The sequence below is a fragment of the Microcystis sp. LE19-131.1A genome (assembly GCF_027532015.1).
Classification (GTDB): Bacteria; Cyanobacteriota; Cyanobacteriia; order Cyanobacteriales; family Microcystaceae; genus Microcystis; species Microcystis ichthyoblabe_A.
Genome location: NZ_JAPZSS010000054.1, coordinates 1 through 25,880 on the forward strand (window position 1 = coordinate 1; position 25,880 = coordinate 25,880).

31 protein-coding genes, 1 tRNA gene and 1 pseudogene are annotated in these 25,880 nt (G+C 42.5%); 16 read left to right on the forward strand and 17 right to left on the reverse strand.

The genetic code is table 11. The features are described from left to right. Both O9323_RS04485 and O9323_RS04490 read left to right on the forward strand, forming a co-directional pair. Window positions 1-133: pseudogene (locus O9323_RS04485) on the forward strand (IS630-like element ISMae24 family transposase); the annotation flags it as partial. 727 nt (window positions 134-860) lie between these two features. Next, window positions 861-934: transfer RNA gene (locus O9323_RS04490), tRNA-Asp, on the forward strand. Between the two features lie 85 nt (window positions 935-1,019). On the opposite strand, the gene O9323_RS04495 is transcribed toward O9323_RS04490, so the two are convergent. Next, entirely contained in the window at window positions 1,020-3,554 is a 2,535-nt protein-coding gene (locus tag O9323_RS04495; protein ID WP_288124751.1) for a glycogen/starch/alpha-glucan phosphorylase, read from the reverse strand. 169 nt (window positions 3,555-3,723) lie between these two features. Here O9323_RS04495 and hpnA point away from each other — a divergent pair, with 169 nt between their 5' ends. Further along, complete coding sequence (gene hpnA, locus O9323_RS04500; protein WP_288124752.1) at window positions 3,724-4,710, forward strand: hopanoid-associated sugar epimerase; 987 nt, start codon at window positions 3,724-3,726, stop codon at window positions 4,708-4,710. A gap of 72 nt (window positions 4,711-4,782) precedes the next feature. Here the strand turns inward: hpnA and crcB (O9323_RS04505) are convergent, their stop codons facing one another. Both crcB (O9323_RS04505) and crcB (O9323_RS04510) read right to left on the reverse strand, forming a co-directional pair. Beyond that, window positions 4,783-5,187 carry a fluoride efflux transporter CrcB gene (crcB, locus tag O9323_RS04505; RefSeq protein ID WP_002777844.1) on the reverse strand — a complete coding sequence of 135 codons (405 nt, stop codon included), beginning with the start codon at window positions 5,185-5,187 and terminating at the stop codon, window positions 4,783-4,785. 145 nt (window positions 5,188-5,332) lie between these two features. Further along, window positions 5,333-5,722, reverse strand: coding sequence for a fluoride efflux transporter CrcB (crcB, locus tag O9323_RS04510; protein ID WP_002751817.1), 390 nt, complete (start codon window positions 5,720-5,722; stop codon window positions 5,333-5,335). Between the two features lie 124 nt (window positions 5,723-5,846). Here crcB (O9323_RS04510) and rsmA point away from each other — a divergent pair, with 124 nt between their 5' ends. Further along, entirely contained in the window at window positions 5,847-6,653 is an 807-nt protein-coding gene (gene rsmA / locus O9323_RS04515; RefSeq protein ID WP_024968769.1) for a 16S rRNA (adenine(1518)-N(6)/adenine(1519)-N(6))-dimethyltransferase RsmA, read from the forward strand. Between the two features lie 17 nt (window positions 6,654-6,670). Then, the gene (gene ispE / locus O9323_RS04520; protein ID WP_288124753.1) at window positions 6,671-7,612 is read left to right on the forward strand and encodes a 4-(cytidine 5'-diphospho)-2-C-methyl-D-erythritol kinase; all 942 of its coding nucleotides are present in this window, start codon (window positions 6,671-6,673) and stop codon (window positions 7,610-7,612) included. A 21-nt stretch (window positions 7,613-7,633) separates the two neighbouring features. Here ispE and O9323_RS04525 read toward each other — a convergent pair whose 3' ends face one another. Further along, window positions 7,634-8,446 carry an urease accessory protein UreD gene (locus O9323_RS04525; RefSeq protein WP_002751820.1) on the reverse strand — a complete coding sequence of 271 codons (813 nt, stop codon included), beginning with the start codon at window positions 8,444-8,446 and terminating at the stop codon, window positions 7,634-7,636. Beyond that, the gene (locus O9323_RS04530) at window positions 8,446-8,970 is read right to left on the reverse strand and encodes a hypothetical protein (RefSeq protein ID WP_149107500.1); all 525 of its coding nucleotides are present in this window, start codon (window positions 8,968-8,970) and stop codon (window positions 8,446-8,448) included. The genes O9323_RS04525 and O9323_RS04530 overlap by 1 nt, the downstream gene beginning before the upstream one ends. Before the next feature lie 286 nt (window positions 8,971-9,256). Here O9323_RS04530 and O9323_RS04535 point away from each other — a divergent pair, with 286 nt between their 5' ends. The 3 genes from O9323_RS04535 to gyrA all read left to right on the forward strand — a co-directional run bounded on the left by O9323_RS04535 (window position 9,257) and on the right by gyrA (window position 13,807). Further along, window positions 9,257-10,471: an AAA family ATPase gene (locus tag O9323_RS04535; protein ID WP_002751823.1), complete on the forward strand. Its 1,215-nt coding sequence runs from the start codon at window positions 9,257-9,259 to the stop codon at window positions 10,469-10,471. Beyond that, window positions 10,464-11,048 carry a DUF4276 family protein gene (locus O9323_RS04540; RefSeq protein WP_002751824.1) on the forward strand — a complete coding sequence of 195 codons (585 nt, stop codon included), beginning with the start codon at window positions 10,464-10,466 and terminating at the stop codon, window positions 11,046-11,048. Before O9323_RS04535 ends, O9323_RS04540 begins: the two co-directional genes overlap by 8 nt. Before the next feature lie 206 nt (window positions 11,049-11,254). Then, on the forward strand, window positions 11,255-13,807 hold the full coding sequence (gyrA, locus tag O9323_RS04545; protein ID WP_002751826.1) for a DNA gyrase subunit A: 2,553 nt from the start codon (window positions 11,255-11,257) through the stop codon (window positions 13,805-13,807). Window positions 13,808-13,923: 116 nt separating this feature from the next. On the opposite strand, the gene O9323_RS04550 is transcribed toward gyrA, so the two are convergent. Together O9323_RS04550 and O9323_RS04555 are read right to left on the reverse strand one after the other, a co-directional pair. Next, entirely contained in the window at window positions 13,924-14,454 is a 531-nt protein-coding gene (locus O9323_RS04550) for a ComEA family DNA-binding protein (RefSeq protein ID WP_002751828.1), read from the reverse strand. After that, window positions 14,451-14,849 carry an NINE protein gene (locus O9323_RS04555; RefSeq protein ID WP_002751830.1) on the reverse strand — a complete coding sequence of 133 codons (399 nt, stop codon included), beginning with the start codon at window positions 14,847-14,849 and terminating at the stop codon, window positions 14,451-14,453. The genes O9323_RS04550 and O9323_RS04555 overlap by 4 nt, the downstream gene beginning before the upstream one ends. 201 nt (window positions 14,850-15,050) lie before the next feature. Between O9323_RS04555 and asnS the strand changes: the two genes are divergently transcribed. Continuing rightward, a complete protein-coding gene (asnS, locus tag O9323_RS04560; RefSeq protein WP_288124754.1) occupies window positions 15,051-16,415 on the forward strand; it encodes an asparagine--tRNA ligase in 1,365 nt (454 codons plus the stop codon). Between the two features lie 162 nt (window positions 16,416-16,577). Here asnS and O9323_RS04565 read toward each other — a convergent pair whose 3' ends face one another. Then, the gene (locus O9323_RS04565) at window positions 16,578-16,901 is read right to left on the reverse strand and encodes a Txe/YoeB family addiction module toxin (RefSeq protein WP_002771556.1); all 324 of its coding nucleotides are present in this window, start codon (window positions 16,899-16,901) and stop codon (window positions 16,578-16,580) included. Then, window positions 16,891-17,175 (reverse strand): type II toxin-antitoxin system Phd/YefM family antitoxin, encoded by a 285-nt coding sequence (locus O9323_RS04570; RefSeq protein WP_288124755.1) that lies wholly within the window; start codon window positions 17,173-17,175, stop codon window positions 16,891-16,893. Before O9323_RS04570 ends, O9323_RS04565 begins: the two co-directional genes overlap by 11 nt. A 240-nt stretch (window positions 17,176-17,415) precedes the next feature. Here O9323_RS04570 and O9323_RS04575 point away from each other — a divergent pair, with 240 nt between their 5' ends. From O9323_RS04575 to O9323_RS04595, 5 genes are all read left to right on the forward strand, one after another. Next, window positions 17,416-17,856 (forward strand): hypothetical protein, encoded by a 441-nt coding sequence (locus O9323_RS04575; protein WP_353851586.1) that lies wholly within the window; start codon window positions 17,416-17,418, stop codon window positions 17,854-17,856. Window positions 17,857-18,102: 246 nt separating this feature from the next. After that, window positions 18,103-18,519 carry a hypothetical protein gene (locus O9323_RS04580; protein WP_287764924.1) on the forward strand — a complete coding sequence of 139 codons (417 nt, stop codon included), beginning with the start codon at window positions 18,103-18,105 and terminating at the stop codon, window positions 18,517-18,519. A 5-nt stretch (window positions 18,520-18,524) separates the two neighbouring features. Beyond that, entirely contained in the window at window positions 18,525-18,878 is a 354-nt protein-coding gene (locus O9323_RS04585) for an immunity protein CdiI family protein (RefSeq protein WP_002751842.1), read from the forward strand. Between the two features lie 223 nt (window positions 18,879-19,101). Continuing rightward, a complete protein-coding gene (locus O9323_RS04590) occupies window positions 19,102-19,338 on the forward strand; it encodes a hypothetical protein (RefSeq protein ID WP_288124757.1) in 237 nt (78 codons plus the stop codon). Window positions 19,339-19,340: 2 nt separating this feature from the next. Beyond that, window positions 19,341-19,580: a hypothetical protein gene (locus O9323_RS04595; protein WP_002751846.1), complete on the forward strand. Its 240-nt coding sequence runs from the start codon at window positions 19,341-19,343 to the stop codon at window positions 19,578-19,580. 77 nt (window positions 19,581-19,657) lie between these two features. Here O9323_RS04595 and O9323_RS04600 read toward each other — a convergent pair whose 3' ends face one another. The 8 genes from O9323_RS04600 to O9323_RS04635 all read right to left on the reverse strand — a co-directional run bounded on the left by O9323_RS04600 (window position 19,658) and on the right by O9323_RS04635 (window position 24,936). Continuing rightward, window positions 19,658-20,167: a PIN domain-containing protein gene (locus O9323_RS04600; RefSeq protein ID WP_024968471.1), complete on the reverse strand. Its 510-nt coding sequence runs from the start codon at window positions 20,165-20,167 to the stop codon at window positions 19,658-19,660. Further along, complete coding sequence (locus O9323_RS04605; RefSeq protein WP_002748168.1) at window positions 20,164-20,409, reverse strand: UPF0175 family protein; 246 nt, start codon at window positions 20,407-20,409, stop codon at window positions 20,164-20,166. The genes O9323_RS04600 and O9323_RS04605 overlap by 4 nt, the downstream gene beginning before the upstream one ends. A gap of 275 nt (window positions 20,410-20,684) precedes the next feature. Then, window positions 20,685-20,972, reverse strand: a complete 288-nt coding sequence (locus O9323_RS04610; RefSeq protein ID WP_002751853.1) for a BrnA antitoxin family protein — start codon at window positions 20,970-20,972, stop codon at window positions 20,685-20,687. After that, a complete protein-coding gene (locus O9323_RS04615) occupies window positions 20,953-21,243 on the reverse strand; it encodes a BrnT family toxin (RefSeq protein WP_002751855.1) in 291 nt (96 codons plus the stop codon). The genes O9323_RS04610 and O9323_RS04615 overlap by 20 nt, the downstream gene beginning before the upstream one ends. Before the next feature lie 396 nt (window positions 21,244-21,639). Next, window positions 21,640-22,050 carry a putative toxin-antitoxin system toxin component, PIN family gene (locus O9323_RS04620; RefSeq protein WP_002751856.1) on the reverse strand — a complete coding sequence of 137 codons (411 nt, stop codon included), beginning with the start codon at window positions 22,048-22,050 and terminating at the stop codon, window positions 21,640-21,642. Further along, window positions 22,040-22,246, reverse strand: a complete 207-nt coding sequence (locus O9323_RS04625; protein ID WP_002737474.1) for a hypothetical protein — start codon at window positions 22,244-22,246, stop codon at window positions 22,040-22,042. Before O9323_RS04625 ends, O9323_RS04620 begins: the two co-directional genes overlap by 11 nt. Before the next feature lie 293 nt (window positions 22,247-22,539). After that, entirely contained in the window at window positions 22,540-24,102 is a 1,563-nt protein-coding gene (locus O9323_RS04630; protein ID WP_002751858.1) for an iron uptake porin, read from the reverse strand. 270 nt (window positions 24,103-24,372) lie between these two features. Next, complete coding sequence (locus O9323_RS04635; protein ID WP_002751859.1) at window positions 24,373-24,936, reverse strand: thylakoid membrane photosystem I accumulation factor; 564 nt, start codon at window positions 24,934-24,936, stop codon at window positions 24,373-24,375. Between the two features lie 47 nt (window positions 24,937-24,983). On the opposite strand from O9323_RS04635, the gene O9323_RS04640 reads away from it, so the two are divergent. Next, window positions 24,984-25,478, forward strand: a complete 495-nt coding sequence (locus O9323_RS04640) for a J domain-containing protein (protein WP_002751861.1) — start codon at window positions 24,984-24,986, stop codon at window positions 25,476-25,478. A 5-nt stretch (window positions 25,479-25,483) separates the two neighbouring features. Beyond that, window positions 25,484-25,756: a DUF3143 domain-containing protein gene (locus O9323_RS04645; RefSeq protein ID WP_002737741.1), complete on the forward strand. Its 273-nt coding sequence runs from the start codon at window positions 25,484-25,486 to the stop codon at window positions 25,754-25,756. Window positions 25,757-25,880 lie beyond the last annotated feature (124 nt).

Below are 25,880 nucleotides of genomic sequence, written 5' to 3' on the forward strand. Positions count from 1 at the left end.
TGAAATATTATGGAGATTTTTAAAATATGAATGGATTGAATTTAGCGCCTATAAAGACCGAAAGAGCCTCCTCGCTTACGTTAAAAAAGTGCTGGACAATTTTGGAGGCGAGTATGTAATTAATTTTGCCTAGGTACTTAGAAACCTCCTTCTTAGTCTGTCCACAACTAGATTCTAGCTCAAAGTCTTTGCTGCGGGTGTTAGCCCAAGGACTTTTTTTGATAATTCTTTACATTTTTCCTGATTGACTTGATTGGGATTTTTTGGCTTTAACTAACGGCTCTTTTCGTTTCTGTGTGGAAGGAAGAAGAATAGGGATAATTTCTGACAGGGGGACAAGAAGGCTGAAATCCATATATCGTAAGCTTTTCATTGTTTTAGCTCGACAAAGTTTGCCGCACCATCTCTCACTTATTAATAATAATTCCTAGTAAGCTGGCCCCTATCCCTAGTTCTTTCGTTAGCTTTTTGCCTAGAATTGCTAGATCTATTTCTAGTGAGAGAAGCCATAAGCCTTTGTTGGCAAGGTTTCTAGCTCGCTTGTCCCCCTGTCAGGGATAATTTTCCAGAACTATAGTCTTCAAATCCTTGCCTAGCAAGACTACTAGGAATGATCAGCACTGATTATCATACAAAGTCGAGAAGAGCCGCAAAAACTCGCATTTTGACCGTTGGAAGTATAGCAAATCCGTTTTTGATCAATAGTACGATTAACTCCCAATCCAACTTTAACAACCCAGTTATGAATTGTTTCCCCCCTCTCCCCATCTCCTCTCTCCCCACTCCCTCAAAAAAAATTTTCCCAGAGGTGCTTGACATAACCCTGATGATGAAGTTACAATTGGAATTGTAGCAAAAATGGGATTGTAGTTCAATTGGTTAGAGCACCGCCCTGTCACGGCGGAAGTTGCGGGTTCGAGCCCCGTCAATCCCGTAAAAGTCCGTATTAGGGTCGCCCAAGGACAGTTAACCTGTGGGCAGTAGGATGAATAAACAGGCTCCTACTGCCTAGATTGGTTCTAATTTACCGATAAACCGGCATTAGCTTGAATATAATCGGGTAATTCAATCTTTACCGGTTGTACCCGCCAGATTTCCTCGCAGTATTCCCGAATCGATCGATCGCTAGAGAATTTCCCCATGCGGGCCACATTAAGAATCGCTAAACGACTCCAATGTTCTTGATCTTGATAGGCGCGACCGACACCCTCCTGACAGTCGATATAGGACTGATAATCAGCCAGTAACATATAGGGATCATCGTAGATAAGATTATCCACAAGCGGACGGAATAAACTACTATCACCCCGGCTAAAAAATCCCGAACCAATGAGGTCTAATACTGCCCGCAATTCTTCGTTATGGTAATAGTATTCTTGGGGATTATAACCCTGGGCTTTCTTAGCATAAACCTCCTCGGTTGTCAAGCCAAAAAGAAAGAAATTTTCTGCCCCCACCTCTTCACGAATTTCGATATTTGCCCCATCGAGAGTGCCGATAGTTAAGGCCCCATTCATGGAGAATTTCATATTACCGGTTCCCGAAGCTTCTTTCCCGGCCGTGGAAATTTGTTCGGACAAGTCGGCAGCCGGATAAACCCGTTGACCGAAGGTGACATTATAATCGGGCAGAAAAACCACTTTTAAACGTCCTCCAATCGTCGGATCATTGTCGATCACTTCTGCCACAGAATTAATCAATTTAATGATTAATTTCGCCATAAAATAACCCGGGGCTGCCTTACCACCAAAAATAAAAGTACGGGGTGTAATATCTAGATTGGGATTATTTTTGAGGCGATGATAGAGAGTGACGATATGTAAAACGTTGAGATGTTGCCGTTTATATTCGTGAATGCGTTTTACCTGCACATCAAAGAGGGTACTAGGATCAACTTTAATGCCGACTTTTTTATCGATATAATTGGCTAAATCTGCCTTAATATCGTATTTAATCTGTCGCCAATAGTCCCGAAATACCCCATCATCGACATAGTTTTCTAAACTGCGTAAATCCTCCAGATGATTAATCCAACTTTCGCCGATTTTTTCTGTAATCGCAAAAGTCAAGCGGGGATTACTAGAAACTATCCAGCGCCGGGGAGTAACTCCATTGGTTTTGTTGCTAAATTTTTCGGGAAAGAGTTCATAGAAATCGCGCAGAACATCTTTTTTCAGTAATTCTGTATGGAGGGCTGCCACCCCATTAATTGCCTGGGAACCCACACAGGCAAGGTGAGCCATACGGACATATTTTTCGCCGCTTTCATCGATTATAGATAAACGGGACATTTTGCCATCATCATGGGGATAAATAATGCGAATTTTATCCAAGAAACGATAGTTAATTTCGTAGATAATTTCCATTAATCGGGGTAAAAGACGACCAAAAATACTCAAAGGCCATTTTTCTAAAGCTTCTGGCAAAAGAGTATGATTGGTATAGGCGAAGGTATTTTGAGTAATAAACCAAGCTTTATCCCAATCGAAATGATGCACATCAATTAACAAGCGCATTAACTCGGCCACACCGACGGAAGGGTGAGTATCATTCAATTGTACCGACCATTTTTGATGAAAATTATCGAGACTGGGGTTCTCGTACAAGTGAATACGAATCATATCCTGTAGGGAACAGGAAACAAAGAAATATTGCTGTTCTAAACGTAGTTCTTTGCCTTGAATTGGTTCATCGTTCGGATAGAGAACTTTACTGATATTTTCCGAGTGAACTTTATTATCCACCGCACCATAATAATCGCCGCGATTAAAGCGACCAAAATCAAAAGATTCACAAGCTTCTGATTTCCAGAGACGCATGGTATTAGCGGTGTTAACTCGATAGCCGAGAATTGGGGTATCGTAGGGAATTCCTTTGACTACATAATCGGGAATCCAACGACTGCGATAATTACCATTTTCGTCGGTATAGGATTCGGTATAACCGCCAAATTTTACCTCTACTCCCGCTTCCGGTCGGGCAATTTCCCAGGGATTTCCATACTGTAACCACTTATCGGTTATTTCCACCTGCCAACCGTCGTGAATTCTTTGATCAAAGATACCAAATTCGTAGCGAATACCGTAACCAATAGCGGGAATTTCTAGGGTAGAAAGGGAATCTAAATAACAGGCCGCTAAACGACCTAAACCACCATTTCCTAACCCCGGTTCTTCTTCTTGGGCAATTAATTCTTCTAGTTTTAATCCCGATTCGCTGACAGCTTTCTCCACCTGTTCGTAGATACCGAGATTAATTAAATTATTAGCCAAATGGGGACCGACTAAAAATTCGGCCGAGAGATAACAAACGGTTCTGACATCTTTTTTTAGATAGGTTTGTTGGGTGGTTAACCAACGCTGTAATAAACGATCGCGGACTGTATAGGCTAGGGCCAGGTAAAGATCGTTTTTGCTGGCTAATTCCGGTAATTTACCTTGAATATAGAGTAAATTATCCCTTAAAGCCCGTCGGATAGTTTCTGTGTCTAATCCTGTTCTGTCGTCTTCGATGATAATCGGACAAACAAAAGTTGACTCTGGAGATGGATTCATAGGAGTGTTTTTACTAAAAATCGACTGCTCTTAGTCTAAGATAACCCGCCCTGAAATTGTATCAAGAAAAGCTTAAATCTTGACTAAGATTAAGGTATAGTAATGATGAAGTTAAGGTGATTAAATGTCAGTTACCGATAGGAAGCAAAAATAGGGGAAAGTTTGAGCAATGCGTGCTTTTGTGACGGGTGGAACAGGTTTTATCGGGGCGAATTTGGTGCGATTGCTTTTAGTCGAAGGCTACCAAGTGCGCGTCCTCGTCCGTCCCCAGAGTAATCTCAGAAATTTGTGGGGTTTAGATCTCGAAATTGTCTGGGGTAATTTAAATGATGAGAACTTATTGAAATTAATGGTCGGATGCGAAGTTTTTTTTCATGTAGCGGCACACTATTCTCTCTGGAAAAAGGATAGATATCAACTCTACCAAAACAATGTTTTAGGTACAAGAAATGTCCTGGAATCGGCGCATTTAGCGGGAATTACCAGAATAGTTTATACCAGTTCTGTGGCGGCTATTGGAGTAGGTAAAAAGGGTGAAAGTGTCGATGAAACTTATCAAAGTCCCGCCCATCAATTAGTGGGTTATTATAAAAAATCGAAGTATTGGGCAGAACAGGAGGCATTCAAAGCAGTACAAAGAGGACAGGACATCGTTATAGTTAATCCTAGTACGCCCATAGGAGCATTTGATATCAAGCCTACACCCACCAGCGACATTATTCTCCGTTTTTTGCGGCGAAAAATGCCCGCTTATGTGAATACGGGATTAAATCTAATTGATGTGCGCGATGTGGCTTGGGGACATTTATTAGCTTTAGAAAAGGGCAGAACTGGCGAAAGATATATTTTAGGTCATCAAAACACTTCTTTAAAAACTTTGTTGACAGAATTAGCCGAAATTACCAGCATAAATGCCCCGAAAATTGTTTTACCTTTTTGGATTCCTTTACTAATATCTTGGTTAGATGAAAAAGTTCTTCCTGTCCTCGGAAAATCCCCCTCTATACCCCTTGATGGCGTGAAAATGTCAAAACAGTCCATGTACTACGATTCCTCGAAGGCAGTGCAAGAACTAGGCTTACCCCAATCGCCGATTAGACAAGCTTTAGCCGATGCCATCGATTGGTTTCAAACCAATGGAGACATTACTTATTAACACTGAGTAGGAAAGGAAAAAGATGGTCTCAATTGTGCTTAGATATTTATCTATTTTTGCGCCCTTAATAATTCATCTAGGAAAACCTGTTCTTGCTAAAATAACTCCAATTTTAAGCGCAATCATCCCCCCAAGAACACTGCCCAACCAGTAAATTAAACCGAAAGTCACGTTTCCCTGCTCTAAAAACTTGTTGACCTCCAAACTATAGGTGGAAAAAGTTGTATAGGAACCACAAAAACCCGTGGCAATCATCAATCCTAATTCTGGGGCAATTATGCGAATATTTTCCCTAACCATAGTAAAAATATAGGCAATAATTAAACAACCAGAAACATTAACAAAAAATGTCCCCAAAAATCCCCATTCTTGACCGAAAATACTGTCAATTAATTCTCCGATATAAAAACGACTCAAAGCCCCAAAAATAGCCCCAATCGCCACGAATAAACTATAACGTCCCCTGAAAAAATTCATGCTGTCTCTCCTGCCCTTCAATAGTCAATAAATTGGAGAATTAAGTAGCTGATTATAATTAAATTAAAAATGGATTTTAGGTTCGATCCCCCCTTAATCCCCCCTTGATAAGGGGGGCATCTGATAGTTTTTAACGCCTACCTACTTAACCTAGAAAAAATTGGGCAATAGCTGCCCCGATTCTCACGGCAATCAATCCGAAAATTATACTAGCAACGGCAAAAAAAAGACTGAGAAAATTTTGCTGATTGCGCCAGAGGGTCAAGATATCTAAACTATAGGTAGAAAAGGTGGTATAAGCTCCTAAAAATCCCGTTCTAACCATTAAATCTAGTGCGTGGGAATAAAAGGGAACACTGGGTAAAATAGCCCAAAAAAAGCCGATAGCTAGACAGCCAGTTAAATTAATAATAAAGGTTCCAGATGGAAAGCGCAAGCCGAATTTTGCTTTTGTCCATTCGGTAATATAATAACGAGATAACGCCCCCGGAACCGCTCCGGCTACAATTGCGAAAACATCGTTCAAATCTGACATTGTCTCTAATTTTTTTGCTATCTTTGTCTAGGCTCTATGATAATTGATGCGGTTATCGATCGCATGGCCTATATTTTCAGGGGTGTTATTGTCGAGGACAACCCTCTGATTTTAAAATAGAGCTATGAAAATTCAACCGCGTAAACGTTTTGGACAACATTGGTTAAAAGATGAATCGATACTCGATCGCATCATCGGCGCTGCTAATTTACAATCAGAGGATCGGGTATTAGAAATCGGCCCTGGTACAGGCATTTTAACCCGTCGTCTTCTCGATGGCGCTCAATTGGTTGTCGCTGTAGAAATCGATCGAGATCTATGGACAATTTTAAATAAAAAATTTGGCCAACAAGATAACTTTCATCTCATCCCAGGGGACTTTCTTACCCTTAAACCCGAGCAACTGCCGCCAGTTAATAAGGTAGTGGCTAATATTCCCTATAATATCACTGGCCCGATCCTCGAAAAGCTCCTCGGTTCGATCGCCCATCCCTGCACTCCCCCTTACCAGAGTATTACCCTCTTAGTCCAGAAAGAAGTCGCCGAAAGATTAGTCGCTGTCCCCTCCACCAAAGCTTACAGCGCTCTCAGCGTCCGCATTCAATACCTTGCCGATTGTCAATGGATTTGTGATGTCCCCCGGCGGGCTTTTTCCCCACCTCCCCGGGTGGATTCGGCGGTAATTCAGCTTTTACCCCGTGTTTTGCCGAATAATGTCAGTAATGCGGCCTTTTTGTCCACTTTAGTTAGCCTTGGTTTTGCCAACCGGCGCAAAATGTTACGCAATAATCTAAAAAATTGTCTAGATAGCGATCGATTAATCCAAATCCTGACACAATTAGAAATTAATCCCCTCGCTCGCGCCGAAGATCTCAGTTTATCGCAATGGATTGACTTGGCGGAAAAATTAGGTCAATTGCCAAAATTTTAGATTTTTTTCCTTGACAAATGCACAGTTATACCCTTCTAGCCCCCGCTAAAATTAACTTATATCTAGAAATCGTTGGCGATCGCCCTGATGGTTTCCACGAGTTAGTCATGGTGATGCAGACGGTGGAATTATGCGATCGCATCACTCTCCGGCCCAACGGATTGCAGGAATTCCGCCTCTTTTGCTCTCATCCCCTCGTCCCCCAAGATAGCAGTAATCTCGCCCATCGGGCCGCCACTTTGATGGCGAAGGAATTCCCCCGTCTCTTTGCCAATTACGGCGGTATCGATATCACCATCGAGAAATATATTCCCGTGGCTGCCGGTTTAGCGGGGGGGTCCACCAACGCGGCGGCGGTGTTAGTCGGTATCGATTTAATCTGGGAATTAGGTTTAACCCGTCCGGAATTAGAAACTTTAGCGGCAAGATTGGGTTCCGATACTTCCTTTTGTGTGACAGGAGGAACGGTTATCTGTACGGGAAGGGGAGAAATTCTCGATCCGATCGCTCCTCTCACTGGATTATGGGTGATTTTAGCCAAATACGATCATTTATCCGTTTCTACACCCTGGGCCTACCAAAGCTATCGGCAAAAATTTCAGGATACCTATCTGTCTTCTCCAGAGGAATTTCATCACCGCCGTCAGCAGGTGAGTTCCGGGGCTTTGGTACAAGCGATCGCCCAGAAAAAACCAGCCGCTATCGGCAAATTTATCCACAATGACCTCGAAAAGGTGGTTTTACCCGAATTTCCCCTCGTAGCCGAGTTAAGACAGGTTCTGGGCGATTTAGGCGGCTTGGGAACGATGATGTCAGGCTCTGGCCCGACGGTTTTTACTCTCTGTTCATCTCAAGAAGTGGCGGAAACTATCGTTAAAGAGGCCCGGGAAATTCTCGTCGCTCCCGATCTACAATTTTGGATAGCCCCAATCACCGATACAGGCATTCAAGTGACTTGAGAAAATTAAAATTGACCGCCTTTACCAAGATAACCAAACTCGCGGAATAATTGCCTCTCGATCGCTCATTTCTCGCCTTAAAATTTGCCAAACCTGCTGAAACCATTGTCGCACTTCACCGCTAGAATTACCCCGATAACGACATAAAAGACCATCTCCTAAAGTGCTAGTAACTCCCATCTCTCCTTCTAGGGAAAAATCTCTCACTTTCTCAATTAAATTTCTGCCCACCGGTTGACCGATATAAACTAAAGTACCGATCAGGGCGCTATCATTTAAACCAGAAAATCCCTCGATCATTTTACCACCCAACAGGAAGGATCGATCGAGCCATAAAGGTTGTCCTGATCGCCAAATTTCCCAATTAGAATGCCATTCTCCCGCTAAAAATTTCTCGCCTCGCGCACTGCGACCAAAACGGGTAATTTCCCATCCCAACCAACTGCTATTTTCCCCTAAATCCACTCGTAAATGTTGGCGAAATGCTGCACCATTAAAGATAATTGTTTCTTGGGGTAGCCATTCTAAACCGGCATTGTCATCGATTTTAATCTCGATTAATTGCTGTGCCATCTGACCATTACTCTGGTAAACTTTTCCAGCAGAAGCAGTGGTAATCAGGGCATTAGTAGCGGCTTGGAGATGAATTTTTTGTTGAAGAACATCACCCCCAACTATTCCCCCCGCAGTGTGTAAAATCACCGTGTGACAAAGGTTTTTTCCCTCGGGATAAAAAGGTCTTTGTACTTTTAAAGGGGCGGTAGCATAGACGTGATTAATCTGGGTTGCGAGATTTTTTTGCGTGTAAATTAGTTCTAGGTTTCCCTGCCACATTATTGCTCCTCAGTCATGGTTTCTAGAAATTGCCGATAATTTTCAGGACTGAGATTAATTTTAACTTCTATTTTCTGTTCTTTATCCCTGATCAGTAAAATATATTCACTTTCCGCTTTTTTGCCGACTAGGAGAGGATTTTTTAGCTCGAATTTTTGATAAACTAGATGGGGTTTCGTCACCCGAATAACTAAACTAGCTTGGGATTGGGGATAAATGTCTAATTGCTCCCGTTCCCGATCTAAAATTAATTGTTTAGGTGTCATGCTTCTTTCGTCAGCAAAAGTAGATTTATGCCAATAGAGGGTAATCCCGCGAATTTGGGGCATTTGGAGGCTAAACTTTTCATCAAAACCTTGCTGCTCCCAATTAATATCTTCCAGAGAGCCAGTATCGGGAATTAAACGCTGTTGCCAGAAGACTTCCTTAAGATTTAAATCTTGCCACCATTGGCTAATAATTTGGAAATTCTCCAGATTATCGGGGTGGGGATTGGCACTTTGCCAGAGGAGAGGATTAAGCATTTTTGGGGAATTTTTGAGCTGGGAAAATCAGGTTAATAGTTTTCGCTGGAGTTAAGGGATCATTAATCTCAATTATCATCGATTCTCGAGCTGCTGATCGGGCCATAGTATTAACTCTTGATCGCATTTTTATTTTATCCTAAATTATCGAGGGAAAAACTGCTAAAAGTGGTCTTCAGATGCGATCGCCAGCCACCAGCCCAGAAAACTGAGGGAAGATCAGATAGATTGGATATAATTAACTAATAAAGCCCTGTATGGTCCCAAAAACTAGAATTGTTTTAATATGAACCAGCCTAGACTATTATCTTTTACCCTCGATGGTTGGGGTGTGCTAGGTGGTCCAGTTTCCCTATCCCTAGTTAACCAAGTTGGGGTATTAGTGGGGAGAAACGGTGCGGGGAAATCCGCTATCCTAGAAGGATTTGAAGCCATCTCATCCTGTGCTATCGGTAGATCGATCGGCTCTCGGATGATTGATAGTGATAGCATTCCCTCAATTTTGCAGGTTGAAATTCTAACACCGACTAACCGGCGCTTAGGATACAGGTATGAGCTAATCATCCCCTTTTCTATGGACGATCTAGATACAGACATAGATGATACCACTAACGATAATTCCTTGGAAAATTCCTTTTCTTGGAATGATTATTGTCAGTATATTGATGGAGATCAAGAACTTCTCTGGAAAACCGAATTTGGACTAACAAGCTTTAATAATAATGGTGAGCCAATATTTGCTATTCTTGGCAATACTACCTCGCTGCGACAGTCAAATATACCTGGAAATTCATCGCTAAATTTACCTCCAGAAATGCAGTGGGTTTATGCTATTTTAAAAGGGATTCGTCTTCTTGGCAAAGCTCCTATCCGTCGCACATCAAGACGACAGCCTTCTTTATTAAAGGTGACAAGTAAGAAGATTTCTGCCAGTCGATTTGATCTAGCAGATACTCTAGCTCGGAGAATATTTCGTTGGGTGGGTACGGATGATTTTGATGAACTAGAAAATGTTTGTCAACGAATAAGACTTGCCAAGAAAATCACTGTGCAGAAGTTCGTTTTGAGTGAGCATTCTGGACAGACAGGCCAAGATAAAGACGAAGAGTACATCGCTTCAGTATTATTAGATGGAGTCAATATTGGATTACTCTCCGATGGCACCTTGCGAGTTTTATCAATTCTGATCGAAATAATTGCTCACCATCCTAATGCAACAACCATAATTGAGGAGCCAGAAACACAAATACATCCCGCAATGTTAGCAAAATTATTAAATGAAATTAAATCCTATACTTGGGATGAAAATTTAATTATATCAACTCATTCACCACAAGTAGTAGCTTGGACAAAGCCAGAAAATATTAGCTTAGTTTATCGTAACCAGGGACGGACAAGTGTTAGGAAACTAGAAGAAGGAGAGATTGAAAAAGTTGTCGAGTACCTCTGTGAAGAAGGAGATTTAGGAGACTGGATTTACAGTGGTATTCTCGATGAGTAGTAACTTGATCGCCATAATTGCCGAAGATGAGACGGACTGCGATGTGTTTCGTCAAATTATCCATCGCGTGCTGGGGACAAATACTAGGACAAAATCTTGGGCATCTAAATCCTCTAGTACATTAAAGAGAAAACTGTCAGCAAAACTTAAAGTGATGACAAGGGAAGGATGTGATGCTTTTATCATTGTTCATGATTTAGATCGTAATCCCAAGAATAACTCTCTTAACGATGAAAAACGATTGCGAGATCACTTGGAATTAAGCTGTTCTAATATTAATGGTATCAGGAAATATATCTGCATCCCAATAGAAGAATTAGAGGCTTGGTTTTGGTCTGATCCAGAAGTTGTTAAATATGTGGGACGAGGCAAGGGAAAAGCTCACCCAAACCCTCACCTAATTATCAAACCGAAAGAAGAATTGATCAAATTGTCAATCGGTGAAAATAGAAAACCCCGTTATAGTACCAACATGAATCTTGAACTAGCCCAAAAGCTAAATTTAGAACTTTGTGCCACTTGTTGTCCTTCTTTTAAAGATCTTCTCGACTTTCTGCAATCTCTGTCAAGAGGATAGCAAACCATTAACCCCCCCATCCCAGCCAAGGTATCTGCGATCACTACTGACTTGGCACTGTTCTAAACCCCAAAAAAGAGGGATTTTATGGTAAAATAGTCCTACAAATGGGCATATTCTGCACATCAAAAGGGTAAAAGCCCGATTTTTAGCGAATTTAATCACAAAAACGCTTTTTTTGCCTTGTTATTGGAGTTAACCCCCCTATGACCGCCGCCCAGGATCATGTCGTCCCCACAGACTTAAGCAATGAAATGTCCCGTTCCTATCTAGAATACGCCATGAGCGTCATCGTTGGGCGCGCCTTGCCCGACGCTAGGGACGGACTGAAACCCGTACACCGGCGCATTCTTTATGCGATGTACGAACTAGGATTAACCCCCGATCGCCCCTTCCGGAAATGCGCTAGAGTCGTCGGGGAAGTATTAGGAAAATACCACCCCCACGGGGATACTGCCGTTTACGATGCCCTCGTCCGCATGGCCCAGGATTTCTCCATGCGCGATCCCCTGATTAACGGTCATGGTAACTTCGGATCGATCGATAACGATCCCCCAGCAGCCATGCGTTATACCGAGTGTCGTCTGCACACCCTGGCCACCAACGCCCTACTACAGGATATCGAGTCAGAAACCGTCGATTTCGCCGATAACTTCGATGGTTCCCAACAGGAACCCGTGGTTTTACCCTCTAGAGTCCCACAACTGCTAATTAATGGCTCATCGGGTATCGCCGTCGGTATGGCCACCAATATCCCCCCCCACAACCTGGCCGAGATTATCGATGGAACCGTTGCCCTCATCCATAACCCCGATCTCACCGATACGGAATTACAGCGTTATATCCCGGGGCCGGACTTTCCCACCGGGGGGCATATCCTTGGCAGAGACGGCATTCAGGAAGCTTACACCACCGGCCGCGGTTCCATTACCCTGCGGGGAGTCGCCTCCTTTGAAACCATCGAACAAAGGGGAAGACCCGATCGAGATGCTATTATCATCACCGAACTGCCCTATCAAACCAATAAAGCGGCATTAATCGAAAAAATCGCCGATTTGGTCAATGATCGCAAAATAGACGGTATTTCCGATGTGCGGGACGAAAGCGATCGCGACGGCATCCGGGTAGTGATCGAACTGAAACGGGATGCCTATCCCCGCGTCGTCCTCAACAATCTATATAAACAAACGCCCCTCCAGTCGAATTTTGGGGCGAATATGTTGGCATTAGTCGATAACGAACCGAGATTACTGACTTTAAGGGAGTTTCTTCGGGTTTTCCTCGATTTTCGGGTAGAAGTTATCACCCGTCGTACCCGTTATGAACTCCGCAAGGCCGAGGAAAGGGATCATATCCTTCAGGGTTTACTAATTGCCCTCGCTAGTCTCGATGCAGTCATTGCCCTGATTCGCAGTGCTGCCGACACAGCTAGTGCAAAAGAGGGATTAGTGCAGAATTTTGGTCTTTCAGAGGTGCAAGCGGACGCAATCCTACAAATGCAGCTGCGACGGTTAACCGCCCTAGAATCGGAGAAAATTCAGCAAGAACACGGGGAATTACTGACAAAAATCGGCGATCTTCAGGATATTTTAGCCAAAAAAGAACGGATCGACAGCATTATCGAGGAAGAACTGCAACAGATCAAAACGATTCACGCTACCCCCCGTCGCAGTCATATTGAACAACGGGAAGGAGAAATCGCCGAAACTGACCTGATTGCCAACGAACAGGCCTTAATTCTCGTCACCGAACAGGGTTACATCAAAAGAATGCCCGTTAATACCTTTGAGTCCCAAAATCGGGCAACAAGGGGCAAAGCTGGCGCGAAAATGAAAGAAGACGACGGCATCGATCACTTTATCACCTGCCGCGATCACGATAGCGTTCTCTTTTTCACCGATCGCGGGGTTGTCTATAGTCTCAATGCCTATCATATCCCCACCGGTTCCCGTACCGCTCGCGGGGTTCCCATCGTGCAACTGTTAGAGATTCCCAAAGGGGAGAAAATCACCTCGGTGGTGGCAGTCAGCGAGTTCAGCGAGGATAATTACCTGATTATGCTCACACAAAAGGGATTTATCAAGAAAACCGCCCTCGCTGCCTTTAGTAATATTCGATCAAACGGTTTAATCGCCATTTCTCTCGAAGACGGTGATCAACTACGTTGGGTTCGCTTGGCCAAAGAGGAAGATAGCGTCATTATCGGTTCTCGTCAGGGGATGGCAATTCATTTTAAGGCCGATGGTCAACAATTGCGCTCCCTGGGAAGGGCAACTAAGGGCGTAAAATCGATGAAATTGCGCTCAGGTGACGAATTAATTAGTATGGACATTCTGCCTAGTCAAATTGTCGCCCAAATCGCTGAATCTAACCAAGAAGAAACCGAGGACGAAAGCGAAGAAATTAACCCCGAAGTGGCTAATAATGGCCCCTGGGTGTTAGCGATTACCATGGCAGGACTAGGAAAACGGGTTCCCGTTACCCTCCTACGTCTGCAAAATCGGGCGGGATTAGGAGTCAGAGTGATTAAATTCCGCAAAAAGAACGATAAATTAGCGGCTCTGCACGTTGTTAACCCCAACGAGGAATTTATGATTATCACCGCACGGGGTATTATCATCCGTCAATCCGTCGATGCTATTACTCCTCAATCGCGATCGGCCGGAGGCATCCGGGTACAAAAACTCGATGAGGACGATGCGATCGCTGCGGTGGCCCTAGTTCCCCCTAGTGATGGGTCGGAATCTGAAGACAGTTAGATTTGCCAGGAAGTGGGGAAGTGGAGTGTGGGGTGTGGGGAAGTGGGGAGAATAAATAAAAATAATCTTCTGTCTCCTGACTCCTGACTCCTATCTCCTTTCCTGAGTATTTGGGATTAAAACTGAAAAAAGTGCATTAATTGGGAGATTTCCTGCGCTTCTAGGGATAAACGCCCTTTAAAATCCACAATATTCTTAAATAATCCCTGTTCTTCTCTGCTTTTTATAATGGCAGCCGCCAAATTATCACTGATCAGGGGCAGGGTGGTTAACTGCTCGATCGAGGCGGTGTTAGGATTGATTTTAGGGGGTGCGAGGTGACTTTCGGGACTATAATAGGCAAATTCTAGAATCGGTTCCCAAGCTTTCAATCTAGCCACAGGAACACTCAAAGCAGCCGCTAGATCTTCAAGACAAAGCAATTCTACCCCCATACCCAGCAATTCCACCAACATTCGCGCTTGATGGATGGATATCCCTGGCAATCGCAGCCAATCATCCACACCCGCTTGACTGACATTAATTTTAATGCCCAATTGTGCCGCCATAGCGATCTCATCGAGGGAACGGAAGCGATAATAGGGATCATTGCTAATTTTGGCTTTTAAAGGGTTAAAAGTGCGCCCTAACCAGTTTTGCGGTGTCATTGTAGTAATTGTCGCCGTTTTTCTTCAAATTCGTACTCAGAAATTAATCCTTCTTGCCGGAGGCGCTCTAATTCCCTTAAAGCTGCCCCGATCGCCTCTACTTGTTTAGGCTCTAAACTGGGGACAGTGGCAGCAGTGGTGGCAGTGGGAAAATAGTTAGCGAAAAATTGGTTATCTTGGATTAAATACCACACCGCATCGATCGCGCAAGCCACCCGGGGAATCGGAGTTTGCCAGAGCAGAAGATAGATAATTCCCCAGAGAGGTTGACCGAGATAGAATTTATGAATACCGGCGATAGGAAAGGGTAAAGCGAGAATGCTGCCGATAAAAGCCAGAAAAATCGCTAATTTACGGCTTTTGGGCTTACTTAATAATTTTTCCACCAGAAGCATGAGACCTGTTCGAGATTGATTTTAGCCTGATCTGAACCTTCTATCCTAAAATACTCTTTGGTTCTAAGTAGGGAGACACAATTATTTGTAGGATGGGTTAGCGGTAGCGTAACATAATCTGGCGTTGGGTTTCATGCTTCAACCCAACCTACGTTCATCTTATATTTAATTCCACTCAGCCACTTAACATAGGGATAAGCAATGACTAGCAGAATCAAGGAAATCTTTCAAACAGGACAACCGGATCAATCCGTCACCGTGCAGGGTTGGGTGAGAACAAAACGAGAATTAAAAGAATTTACTTTCCTGGAAGTTAATGATGGCTCATCCCTGGCCAACTTACAAGTTATCCTCGAACCGACTTTACCCGATTATGAAAATGTACTAAAGACAATTAGTACAGGAACGGCGATCGCTGTTTCGGGAAATTTGGTTCTTTCCCCGGGTAAAGGGCAAAATATCGAGTTAAAAGCGGCCGAAATCACCCTTTATGGTGACTGTCCTGCGGATTATCCCCTACAAAAGAAACGTCATTCCTTTGAATTTCTGAGAACTATTGCCCATCTGCGAGCAAGAACCAACACCCTAGGAGCAGTAATGCGGGTTAGAAACGCTTGCGCTACCGCTATCCACACTTTTTTCCAAGAAAAGGGCTTTATTTGGGTACATACTCCCATTATTACCGCTAACGACTGCGAAGGTGCGGGAGAATTATTTACTGTCACCAGTTTAGATTTAAAAAAACCCGCCAATTTTGCCGAGGATTTCTTCGGTAAACGGGCCTATTTAACCGTCAGTGGACAATTACAAGCGGAAGTAATGGCCATGGCTTTATCTAATGTTTACACTTTTGGCCCGACTTTTCGCGCCGAAAATTCTAATACTTCCCGTCATCTGGCCGAGTTTTGGATGGTGGAACCGGAAATGGCTTTTTGTGACTTGGAAGGGGATCAGGATTTAGCGGAGGCATTCCTCAAATATATCTTTAAATTCGTTTTAGAAAATTGTCCCGAAGATTTGCAGTTTTTTAACGAACGTATCGATAAAACGGTGTTAAGTACGGCCGAAAATATCGTTAATAGTGAGTTTGGCCGGATTACCTACAGCGAAGCGATCGAGTTATTGGAAAAAGCTGATCGTCAGTTCGAGTTTCCCGTAAAATGGGGCGTAGATTTACAGTCAGAACACGAACGTTATCTAGCGGAGGAACTATTTAAAAAACCCGTGATTGTCACCAATTATCCCAAGACAATCAAAGCTTTTTATATGCGTCTAGATGACAGTAATAAAACCGTTTCCGCTATGGATATTTTAGCACCCAAGATCGGCGAAATTATCGGCGGTTCCCAACGGGAAGAGCGATTAGATGTATTAATCCAAAGAATGCAGGAACAGGGAATGAATCCCGATGATTTGTGGTGGTATTTAGACCTGCGTCGCTACGGTTCCGTTCCCCACGCCGGTTTTGGTTTAGGATTCGAGCGTCTGGTACAATTCATGACGGGAATGACCAATATTCGCGATGTGATTCCTTTCCCCCGTACCCCTTTAAGTGCCGACTTTTAGAATGATGTCTAGGATCGACAGGAGAAAGGAGGAATGTAGATATTTATTAAATTGTAGCTTAGGCTACAGACTTGGAGTAGAAAATGTTTGTTGTTTCACTGTCCCCCTCTACGTTCTTTGTCCCCTTTCTCCTGTAACAGTTCTTAATAGGTTTGTCTGAGTTTAGCCTGATTGATAATGATAGCGAGCTTGTAAAAAATAAACCTTATTTCCCGTGACTTTATAAACCAAACGATGCTCTAAATCGATCCGTCGTGACCAAGTGTCGGCAGCAATATACTTAAGAGGTTCGGGTTTACCCAATCCTGTAAACGGATCGCCATCCAAAATATCTGCCACTAAGTCTAAAATTTTATCGCCTTTTTTCGGTTCGTTCCGATACCACCAAGCTAAATCTGCTTTGAAATCAGGACTAAAAACGGGCAAATAACCATGAATAGGATTGTTTTTAGGTTTATCTGGCTTATTTTCTCTTTTAGGACTCAATTCCTAACTCCTCTTTTAATTCAGCTAATGTTTGAGGAGTTGCATCTTCTCTCTGGGCCCATGCTAAAGAGCGAAATAAGCGTTTGGCATTTTCTGGCGATCGCAATAAATAAACACACTCTAATAAACTGGAAAGCTCATCTTCAGCAATTAACGCCACATTTTTCTGATTGCGACGCTTAATGACGATAATTTGAGATTCCTCACACACCTGATCTAAGAGACTGGCTAAATTCATTCTCGCCTGAGAGTAGGTGGTTTCTTTGCTTAACATGATTTTTAGGGGATACTTGTACAACCTTATTGTACAATTCCAAGCTCTTGAACTCCCCAGAAACCCCAAAATCTCGATCGCTGGTTAGGGAGAGAAATGTAAAGATTTATTAAATTGTAGCTTTTAATACAGTTGTGGGGGGGGGAGTGTGTATTGTTGTTTTTGGTTTCCTTTATGGTTGGGTTGGGCTGTTGCTTAACCTGGCTGCGAGGGGGCAAACACTTATGTACTGCGTAGCGAATGGTGATGAAAAAAAGATTTTTCAGATGGCTACCAATTTTAGCCTTAACTACAGCTTTATGTTCTAACTTCTATCAGAATCACGATGATATTGCTCAAGCTCGTAATTTAAGACGTGTAAGCAATGGTTTTGCTTTCGAGATTCAGAATTGTAATAAAGACAATAATTCTGTAGTTTGTACTTTTATGGTTGCAAACTTAGGGGAAGTCAGAGATCTTTATTTTTCTCCCACAGACTCTATCATCATTGATTCTACCGGCAAGCAATTGAAGGGATCGCAGGGCATTATTGGAGCAATAGGTCCAGGTGGTGCACTACTATTTAGGGATATGCCTTCTAGAGTCCCCATTAACGGAAAAATTCTCTTTAAAGGAAATTTGCCCGGAAGAATCGCTTATCTGCGATTAGTAGGTTCTAATTTCTCAGTTGAATGGAGGTAATATATTACCTCGTTCTCAGGTTCTACCTGAAGATTTTTCCTGTGGCAGCAGCATTAAGTAGGGGCGAACGCAATTCGCCCCTACAGGTTTTTTTCGCCCGCTCGCACTTTAATATAGGAACAGTAGGGTGGGCAATGCCCACCCTACCCATTTTTCCTGAATACTGAACCTTATTATTGATTGAGAGAAACAACAACTATGTACACCACAACTTACAACTTACACAATCTTGAGCTATAATCGGCAATGAGGTCGAATCCGAAAAACGATCAGAAAAAACTGCTGATTGCTGAACTTAGAAAAGCAGCAATCAAACATACCCCAGAAAATATTATCAGAATTACTAAAGATCCTAGCGGGAAAATTGTTTTTCTAGAAACAGGAAAAGGAGGAGAGAGAGGTTCTGGATTACTGCATATTCTAGAAAATCATCGAGAAGATTTCCTCCAGAGAGGTATTGCCGAAGAACAAATTCCTGATTTAATTATAACAGCTATTAGTGAGGGGACAATTATTGGCATACAAGGAAAAAGTCGCATAATTTATCAAGTAGAAATCAATGGAATTATTCAGTATGTTTCTCTAGAAATTAGTCATAATGGTTACTTAGTGAGTGCTAATCCAACTCCAACGCGATTAATTAATAAACTTATTCAGGAATGATAGTTATGGCAATCAGAATCAAACTTTGGGCAGATTATGGAAGTTACCCACTTTGGGGAGTAGATGAAATTGATAACATTGCTCCTGAAGAATTACCATTAAGTAAAGAAACCATTCAACGTTTAAACGCATGGCAGGATACTTACGATAAGACTTTAAATCAAGACTATCCACCTTTATCAGATTTTCCTAATCAGCAAGCTGAAATGGATTTTAAACAAGAAGGAATTAGTTTATGGAAACAGTTACGTCTTGAACTGGCCCCGGATTATGAAGTTTTCTACCAAAATGAAGGTCAATTGTTCAGACATCCTAAGGAAATAACCACAAAATCTACAGTACAAAAAATAACAGTTTGAGTATCATCACCCTCGGAACATTAGGCGCAGCTTCAACCCTGAAGCGCCAACTAAAACCCTCTTAATCCACTGAAAAAGCAACCACAAAAGTAAGCTAAATTGCCTCTAAAAATACCATAAATACCCCTTCAATCAATCTTGAGGAGGGTTTGTTTTTTTATATCTCTTTTTTGGCAATAGATGCTATAATGAAAGGCCACTCTTTAAGATTGCTTGCTTGATCGTGGACTTTGAGATTATCAGCGATATTACGAATATCGAGATTATTGCCACAGGAACAGGAATTCGTAATCGGGAACGGTTGCAAAAACAGTATGGCAAAGGTAAATGGAGAAAATTAAAGGGCATAGCCCAATTTCAGCTTGCCAATGGTATAGTAAGGTTAGCTGAAGTCCATTGGTATGAAGCTCATGGCATCGGCAAAAAAGAATTTAAGCTCAAGTTACCGTTTCTAGATTGACCATGAAAATAGAGTCATCTCCAACAAATAAGTTCGCAGTTTGTCTCAATAATGAAGGCTACGAAGCTTCACTAGAGGTGGGCAAAATATACCGCGTTATCCCTGATGAGACAGCAGAAATAAACAGTCTAATTCGGGTTATTGATGAAAGTGGTGAAGATTACGCTTTTTCTGTGAATCGGTTTCATGCTATTGAGTTACCAAAGCCAATAGAAGAGGCTTTATTATCAGTTGCCAACTAAAACCCTCTCAATCCACTGAAAAAGAAACCACAAAAGTAGGCTAAATTACCTCTAAAATACTATAAATACCCCTTCATTCAATCTTGAGGGGGTTTGTTTTTTCCTTCATCAACCATCTGTAAAACACTGCTGTATAAAGGCGCATCAACCCAAAATCCTGCTTGATTGATCAAAGCGTCTAGTAGGGGTTTCACCTCAGAGATTAACCCTTGATTCTTCGCCTCAACCAAAATGCCCAGAATTCCTGTGTATCGAAGATTAAGTCTAGCAGCAATCCTACGACCACGACGCTCATCAATCAAAACTTGATCTGCTCCCAACTCAAGTGCTAAAGCAATAGCCTCAGCTTCTCCCTTATCTAGTTCATCAGCAAGAGCTTTAATCACTGTGTGGTTAGTTACCGTTCGAGTTTGAATCCAATCTAAGGTTTGGACTTCTATTGAACCTGCTACTGGAAAATCAGGCTCAGTTAATTCTCGATAAACTGCTTCAGGAATAAAAACTATTTCGTAAAGTTGTTGTAACAGATGAAGTTGATTAATGGCGGCAAGATTGTTGATAGGGGATGTATCACTGACAACAATCACAATCTTCCCATCTCCCGCAAGTTCTTAATATCCTGTTCAAAATCTTCGACATCGTAGTGTACTGGAATTTGACGACTTGCAAGTAGGTGTTGAAAAGCAATACGATTCATTCCTGCAAATCGACTCGCTTGAGCAAGGGTGAGCTTCTCTTTTTGAAAGAGCATGACCGCAATTTCCTGCCTCATCTCAGCTTCAGTCATGCGTGTTGCACTGAGAATTTCATCGGAGATATCAATACTCATGGCTATAACCCTATCTATCCCTTCCTATTGGAATAATATCATAACCCCCTTCATTTAGTCGGTTGAGGGGGTTTATTTTTTGCGTCTTTTCCTCTTACACATTTTACACATTAAGAATCGGTTTTGTGCTATTGAGTTACCAAAGCTAATAGAAGAGGCTTTATTATCAGTTGCCAACTAAAACCGTCCCAATCCACCGAAAAAGCAACCACAAAAGTCGGCTAAATTGCTTCTAAAAATACCATAAATGCCCCTTCAATCAATCTTGAAGGGGTTTATTTTTTTGCCCGTGTTTCCACATATTCTCGCAGGGCGCGATTAATACTGGTCTGATACCCCTCCTCTTGTGTGGCCTGGGTTTTGAACCAGTCTATCAGGTCAGCATCAAGGCTTAGAGTGATCTGCTGTTTGAGCGGACGATAAAATACACCACGCCGCGCCCTGCTCCAATCTCCCGCAGCCTCTGGGATCAGATCTGTGCGGATAGGCTCTTGTGATGCGTCTAGAGCGTCAATTTCAGCCTGTATCTCTGGCGGTACTGGATTAGAATCTCCCTTCTTCATAAGCCCTCCTTTCATGGGCTGTTGCCCTGCGTGCGCTAATAATTCGTCCCGTTTCTTCTCCTGTCACTGAATCAGACTCTGGCCAAGTATGCACCACAAATACAGTCAGTTTACTGATCAGTCCGATAGTCTGCCAGCGTTCTTCCTCTGGGTATGGATCAAGACGGCTGACAGCGAGAGAATCGGCAAAAACATATTGAGCGGCTTCAAAGCTCAAGCCGTGATCGCGCTTGTTTGTCCGATTTTTGTTGTCGTCCCATGTCCACTTCAATTTTACTCTCCAAATGTAGCTATATTATGGTTACTACATTAATTTTTATCAACATTGTATTTGCGCTAACGCAATCGCAATAAAATTTACCCCTGTCGGGATCATAACATTATCCAGATATAATGCCAGTATCACTACCGATTTAGCAGCAAGAGGAAGCTAAACAAATTACTCATCATCAAAAGATAACAGTTCGAGCGGTATGTGTTAATTATCATCCCTTTCGGCTTCGGCGCAGCTTCAACCCTCAAGCGCCAACTCAAACCCTCTAAATCAACCAAAAAAGAAACCACAAAAATAGGCTAAATTGCCTCTAAAATACCATAAATGCCCCTTCATTCAATCTTGAGTAGGTTTATTTTTTTGAATTCCTCCCTCAAAAAATTCTCAAGGACACTAGAAAATCACTAAAAACTCTGCTGGAGTAATAATTGGAATCCCTTGATAAGTATTGAGAATTAAAAGAGCATTATCGCCTGTTATGATGTATTGTGCCATTCCAGATACAGCTAATTCTAGGAATTTATTATCATCTAAATCGGAACAAACTCTCGTTTCATGCGATATATCAACAAATAAGCTCCTATTTCTAAGAGACGACAAGAAATCTAACCTATCATCTTTTTCTAAATATTTGTCAAATTTCTTTTTACTTATTCTCGTTGCCAATTCTTGATAAGTTGCCTCGCTCTGGAGAATAGTAAATTGACTGACTGTTATATTGATTACTTTTTTGGGTGTTCCTAGGGGATTGAGTAAAGCACTAATAAAAACATTTGTATCTATAACAACTCGATTAGGATTCATCTACTAATAGTTCTGTTAGTTTATCTTCTGTCAAACCTTTAGCTTGAGCTTTTTTGCCGACTTTATCCATAATTGAGATAAGACTTTCTGAATTTTCCTCAATCGTCAGATTAACTTCTTGTTCAGGAGAAAAACCTAACTGAGCGATTAGTGCAGGAATCTCCGATACCTTAATATTTTTGAGAACTTGTTTCATGGCTTAACTAGGTGTATCTTCAACTTTCATTGTACCCTATTTAATCACATTTAACAGTGTTCCTCAAATCGTCCTCGACCTCTTCGCCACAACTTCAACCCTGAAGCGTAAACTAAAACCCTCTAAATCCACCGAAAAAGAAACCACAAAAGTAGGGTAAATTGTCTCTAAAAATACCATAAATGCCCCCTTAATTCAGTTAGTTGAGAGTGCGGAACGGCAGCCAGTTGTCGAGAAATGATGTTAAATCCCGTCATACTTTATCTTTATTTCTGACTGGCTGCCTAGACAAATCAGAAAGTAAAAGTCGTGCGGATGGTACCGATAACTAAGGTGGAATTGTTGTTATTTGAGTTAGGGGAAGTAATCACGATTACCCCCGGAGTAAGGGCAATATTATCGGTGAGTTTCCACTCATAAAATCCTTCGATATGAAAGGAAGTATCGGGATCATTAGTGGCACTACCATCATTTAATCTAATACTAGAACTAGATACCCAGGGCTGCATACCAACAATAATACCAGCCGTATTTCCTTCCTTAAATAAATCAGGAAAAGCCAAAGTTACCGCCCAATTCCAGATATCTAAATCCCCGCGTTCTAGTTGTCCATCTAAGGTGCTAAGGGTGATAGCTTTTGTATAGCCACCCCAACCACCGAGGACAAAACCATCGACAATTCGCCAAGTAAATTGTAACCCCAAACTATTATTAATTGTCGGGACAGCCTCCCCGAATAGTTCTTCGGTGAAAAATCGGAAATTCGAGCGCTGGCTTCCCGTTCCCGTATCTAATTGGTTATAACCATGAAGGTAGGATAAAGCAATACCAAAATTCTCGTTAGGAACATAACCCAGCTGCCCTAGGGCAGTATAGGAACCGTTAAATAAACCCGCTCCTGGGTTAGGATCGTTAGCATCCCCGGCAAGATAACCGGCGCTGAATTGCAAAGCCCCATAATTACCCTGTAAACCGAGTCCAGTTTGTCCGGGAGCAAAATAAAGGGGATTGCGGGTACCAAAAGCGGAAAGCGCCCCACTAGCACCATCTCCATCCAAAAAGTTGAGGGTATTGGTAAAGTCATCTTTAGCACCTCCCGTCGCTTCTAACCAGAGGTAGATATTTTCCGTTACGGGGAAACTGTAGTTTAAAACTTCTAGCAATAAATCATTGCCGTCGGGTTGGGTAAAGGCTAAGGTACTGGCAAAAGTTCCGGTGGTATCGGCTAAATCGGCAATATTTCCTGTTGCTAGACGGGTATAGAGTAAATCTTTGCCTGTGAAGCTAGTATTTAATTCTAAACGGGCCCGATAACCAAAAGCTGGCACTTGGGGAATCCCTTCACCACCGTTTTTTTCTCCTGTGGCTACCCCATATAATGCCATCACCACTTCCCCGGTTAATTTAGTAGTGGTGGAAAATTGATTATTTTCCAGAAAAGCGACTCGATTTTCTAAGTTATCAACCCTAGCACCCAATGCCGCTAATTCTGTCTCGAATTCCTTGACTAATCGCTTGATTTTGTCTAGATCTTCTTTTAATACCGCTACTCCTTCTTGAATCAATCTTTCTAGGGTATTTAAGCAGGCATTCAACCCGGCGGCAAATTCCCAACGAGTTAAAGCGCGTTCACCGCGAAAAGTGCGGTCAGGATAACCTACTATACAACCATACCTCTCCACGAGACTTCTTAAGGCCTCAAACGCCCAGGCGGTGGGAGAAACATCCCGCAATTGATTGACACTTGTTACCTGTGCCATGGGGTTACTAGAGAGGTTTTCGAGACTATTAGCCAGTACCGGACTAGAAAAACCCAGTAATATCGCTGCTGTTAGGAAATTTTGCTTGATTTTCATTGCTGTCTCCTACACCTATAAGAATGATTATTGTTCTCAGTATAATTAGGTTAGCAAACTTTTTCTAGTCTGGCACTGTTGCAAATATTTTTCAAATGTTACTCTAGATAAAATCTGAATTGCCTAGCATTTATTGATTAAAATAAATCTTAAATGATAATAAAAGCAATAAGTAAATAATTTTATTGTTCCTAAAAACAAGATAGAGACGCTGCTGACAGCATCTCTAAATGATTATTTTTGGTTCAATTGAGGATAAAAAAGAGGTAACTAGCGCAATTCAGCGTTAAACTCGTTAAAAGAGCGTCTTTTTAACTCTACCGATTCTGATCGAGGCAGAAGCTCAAAAACCTTTCTTAAGACATCATCCACATCTTCATATTTAACATTGCCCAAACCATCATAAACCACTTTACCCTGTTGGTCTAAAACCACCGTTTGGGGAACCCCACCGCGATAATAGTAACCCGGTTCATCGGGACGATAGGAAGACTTTAAGGGGATAGAATCGACAGTAACGGGGATAATACTGGCGGCGCGACCGTAAAACTCTTGAAAACGGGAGACAATCGCCGCAAATCGCTTACAATCACTACTATCATCCAGATAATAGACAATAATAGCCGGAATTTTCCGTTGAAAAGTTTCCGCTAAATTTAAACGCGGTGGTACGAGGGAACCATTACCCGCATAGACCACAAAAATATTACCATCGAGGCGATCGTCATCGATCCCCGCGTAGGCGCTAGGGGTTAGCCAAGGAGACAAACTCGTCAGGGCCATAATAAGAAAGACAAGACAGATCCGAAGACGCAGGCGATAACGAGATTTCATGATCAACAGAGTTAGAATATTAAGACAATTTTTCGGTAAAAAATATTGTGACCTTCGAGCGCGATAATTCCCCAACCACCCCGCGAGTCATTGCCGCTAACTCGCGCTTTGCCAATACCTATTATGCCATTCTAGGACTACATCCGAGTGCCTCGGTGATCGAAGTGCGACGAGCCTATCGGGAACTGAGCAAACGATACCACCCCGATACTACCGAACTCAGCCCCGAAGTGGCAACGGTTAAATTCCAGCGTCTTAACGAAGCTTATGCCACCCTGAGTAATCCCGATCGCCGTTCCCTGTATGATTTACAGATAGGTTACTCGCGCTGGAATGTCATCCAAACTATCCCCGATAGCGATGAACCCATAGCTAATCGTAGCGCCTATCTCGATCCGACCGATCGCCCCCTATCTTCGGGAGAGATTTTTGCTTTGTTTATCTTGGCACTCACCCTGCTCGGCTGCTTGTTACTGGCGGTGATTATTGCTATGCTTCGAGGAGAGAATGCTGTCACTGTAGCCCAATTATTTTTGATTTAGATGCGATGAAGATTCCCACTGCTGATACTCCCCTCTATAATCATCCCTTACCGGCGATCGAAGCATGGCTAGTTAAGTTAGGTTGTCGGAAAAATACCGAGAATGTCCACTGTTGGACTGTGGAAAAACTGACATGGAAAGCGGAAATCTGCCTCGATATCGAAGAAATCACCGTTCGTTACTTTCGGGCAGCCAATGATGGCAGTGACATCAATCGCGCTTTTAAATACTCCCTTAGTCGTCAAGATATCGAATCGGCGGTTTTTTCCGGTCCCTAATCAATAGTCCAACTTTTGACTAAAAAGTGCCAGCGATTGGAGCGATCGGGGGGAGAATTCAGGGACTTTTTCCCTGAAAATTGGCTAATTGACCACCTGAAAATCGGTAAAACCCCACACCCCA

What these genes read in the sequence shown, in the direction of transcription:
- O9323_RS04495 (WP_288124751.1), bottom strand. Translation starts at nt 3,554, where the DNA reads ATGAATCCATCTCCAGAGTCAACTTTTGTTTGTCCGATTATCATCGAA.
- hpnA (WP_288124752.1), top strand. Translation starts at nt 3,724, where the DNA reads ATGCGTGCTTTTGTGACGGGTGGAACAGGTTTTATCGGGGCGAATTTG.
- crcB (WP_002777844.1), bottom strand. Translation starts at nt 5,187, where the DNA reads ATGAATTTTTTCAGGGGACGTTATAGTTTATTCGTGGCGATTGGGGCT.
- crcB (WP_002751817.1), bottom strand. Translation starts at nt 5,722, where the DNA reads ATGTCAGATTTGAACGATGTTTTCGCAATTGTAGCCGGAGCGGTTCCG.
- rsmA (WP_024968769.1), top strand. Translation starts at nt 5,847, where the DNA reads ATGAAAATTCAACCGCGTAAACGTTTTGGACAACATTGGTTAAAAGAT.
- ispE (WP_288124753.1), top strand. Translation starts at nt 6,671, where the DNA reads ATGCACAGTTATACCCTTCTAGCCCCCGCTAAAATTAACTTATATCTA.
- O9323_RS04525 (WP_002751820.1), bottom strand. Translation starts at nt 8,446, where the DNA reads ATGTGGCAGGGAAACCTAGAACTAATTTACACGCAAAAAAATCTCGCA.
- O9323_RS04530 (WP_149107500.1), bottom strand. Translation starts at nt 8,970, where the DNA reads ATGCTTAATCCTCTCCTCTGGCAAAGTGCCAATCCCCACCCCGATAAT.
- O9323_RS04535 (WP_002751823.1), top strand. Translation starts at nt 9,257, where the DNA reads ATGAACCAGCCTAGACTATTATCTTTTACCCTCGATGGTTGGGGTGTG.
- O9323_RS04540 (WP_002751824.1), top strand. Translation starts at nt 10,464, where the DNA reads ATGAGTAGTAACTTGATCGCCATAATTGCCGAAGATGAGACGGACTGC.
- gyrA (WP_002751826.1), top strand. Translation starts at nt 11,255, where the DNA reads ATGACCGCCGCCCAGGATCATGTCGTCCCCACAGACTTAAGCAATGAA.
- O9323_RS04550 (WP_002751828.1), bottom strand. Translation starts at nt 14,454, where the DNA reads ATGACACCGCAAAACTGGTTAGGGCGCACTTTTAACCCTTTAAAAGCC.
- O9323_RS04555 (WP_002751830.1), bottom strand. Translation starts at nt 14,849, where the DNA reads ATGCTTCTGGTGGAAAAATTATTAAGTAAGCCCAAAAGCCGTAAATTA.
- asnS (WP_288124754.1), top strand. Translation starts at nt 15,051, where the DNA reads ATGACTAGCAGAATCAAGGAAATCTTTCAAACAGGACAACCGGATCAA.
- O9323_RS04570 (WP_288124755.1), bottom strand. Translation starts at nt 17,175, where the DNA reads ATGTTAAGCAAAGAAACCACCTACTCTCAGGCGAGAATGAATTTAGCC.
- O9323_RS04575 (WP_353851586.1), top strand. Translation starts at nt 17,416, where the DNA reads ATGGTGATGAAAAAAAGATTTTTCAGATGGCTACCAATTTTAGCCTTA.
- O9323_RS04580 (WP_287764924.1), top strand. Translation starts at nt 18,103, where the DNA reads ATGAGGTCGAATCCGAAAAACGATCAGAAAAAACTGCTGATTGCTGAA.
- O9323_RS04585 (WP_002751842.1), top strand. Translation starts at nt 18,525, where the DNA reads ATGGCAATCAGAATCAAACTTTGGGCAGATTATGGAAGTTACCCACTT.
- O9323_RS04595 (WP_002751846.1), top strand. Translation starts at nt 19,341, where the DNA reads ATGAAAATAGAGTCATCTCCAACAAATAAGTTCGCAGTTTGTCTCAAT.
- O9323_RS04605 (WP_002748168.1), bottom strand. Translation starts at nt 20,409, where the DNA reads ATGAGTATTGATATCTCCGATGAAATTCTCAGTGCAACACGCATGACT.
- O9323_RS04610 (WP_002751853.1), bottom strand. Translation starts at nt 20,972, where the DNA reads ATGAAGAAGGGAGATTCTAATCCAGTACCGCCAGAGATACAGGCTGAA.
- O9323_RS04620 (WP_002751856.1), bottom strand. Translation starts at nt 22,050, where the DNA reads ATGAATCCTAATCGAGTTGTTATAGATACAAATGTTTTTATTAGTGCT.
- O9323_RS04625 (WP_002737474.1), bottom strand. Translation starts at nt 22,246, where the DNA reads ATGAAACAAGTTCTCAAAAATATTAAGGTATCGGAGATTCCTGCACTA.
- O9323_RS04630 (WP_002751858.1), bottom strand. Translation starts at nt 24,102, where the DNA reads ATGAAAATCAAGCAAAATTTCCTAACAGCAGCGATATTACTGGGTTTT.
- O9323_RS04635 (WP_002751859.1), bottom strand. Translation starts at nt 24,936, where the DNA reads ATGAAATCTCGTTATCGCCTGCGTCTTCGGATCTGTCTTGTCTTTCTT.
- O9323_RS04645 (WP_002737741.1), top strand. Translation starts at nt 25,484, where the DNA reads ATGAAGATTCCCACTGCTGATACTCCCCTCTATAATCATCCCTTACCG.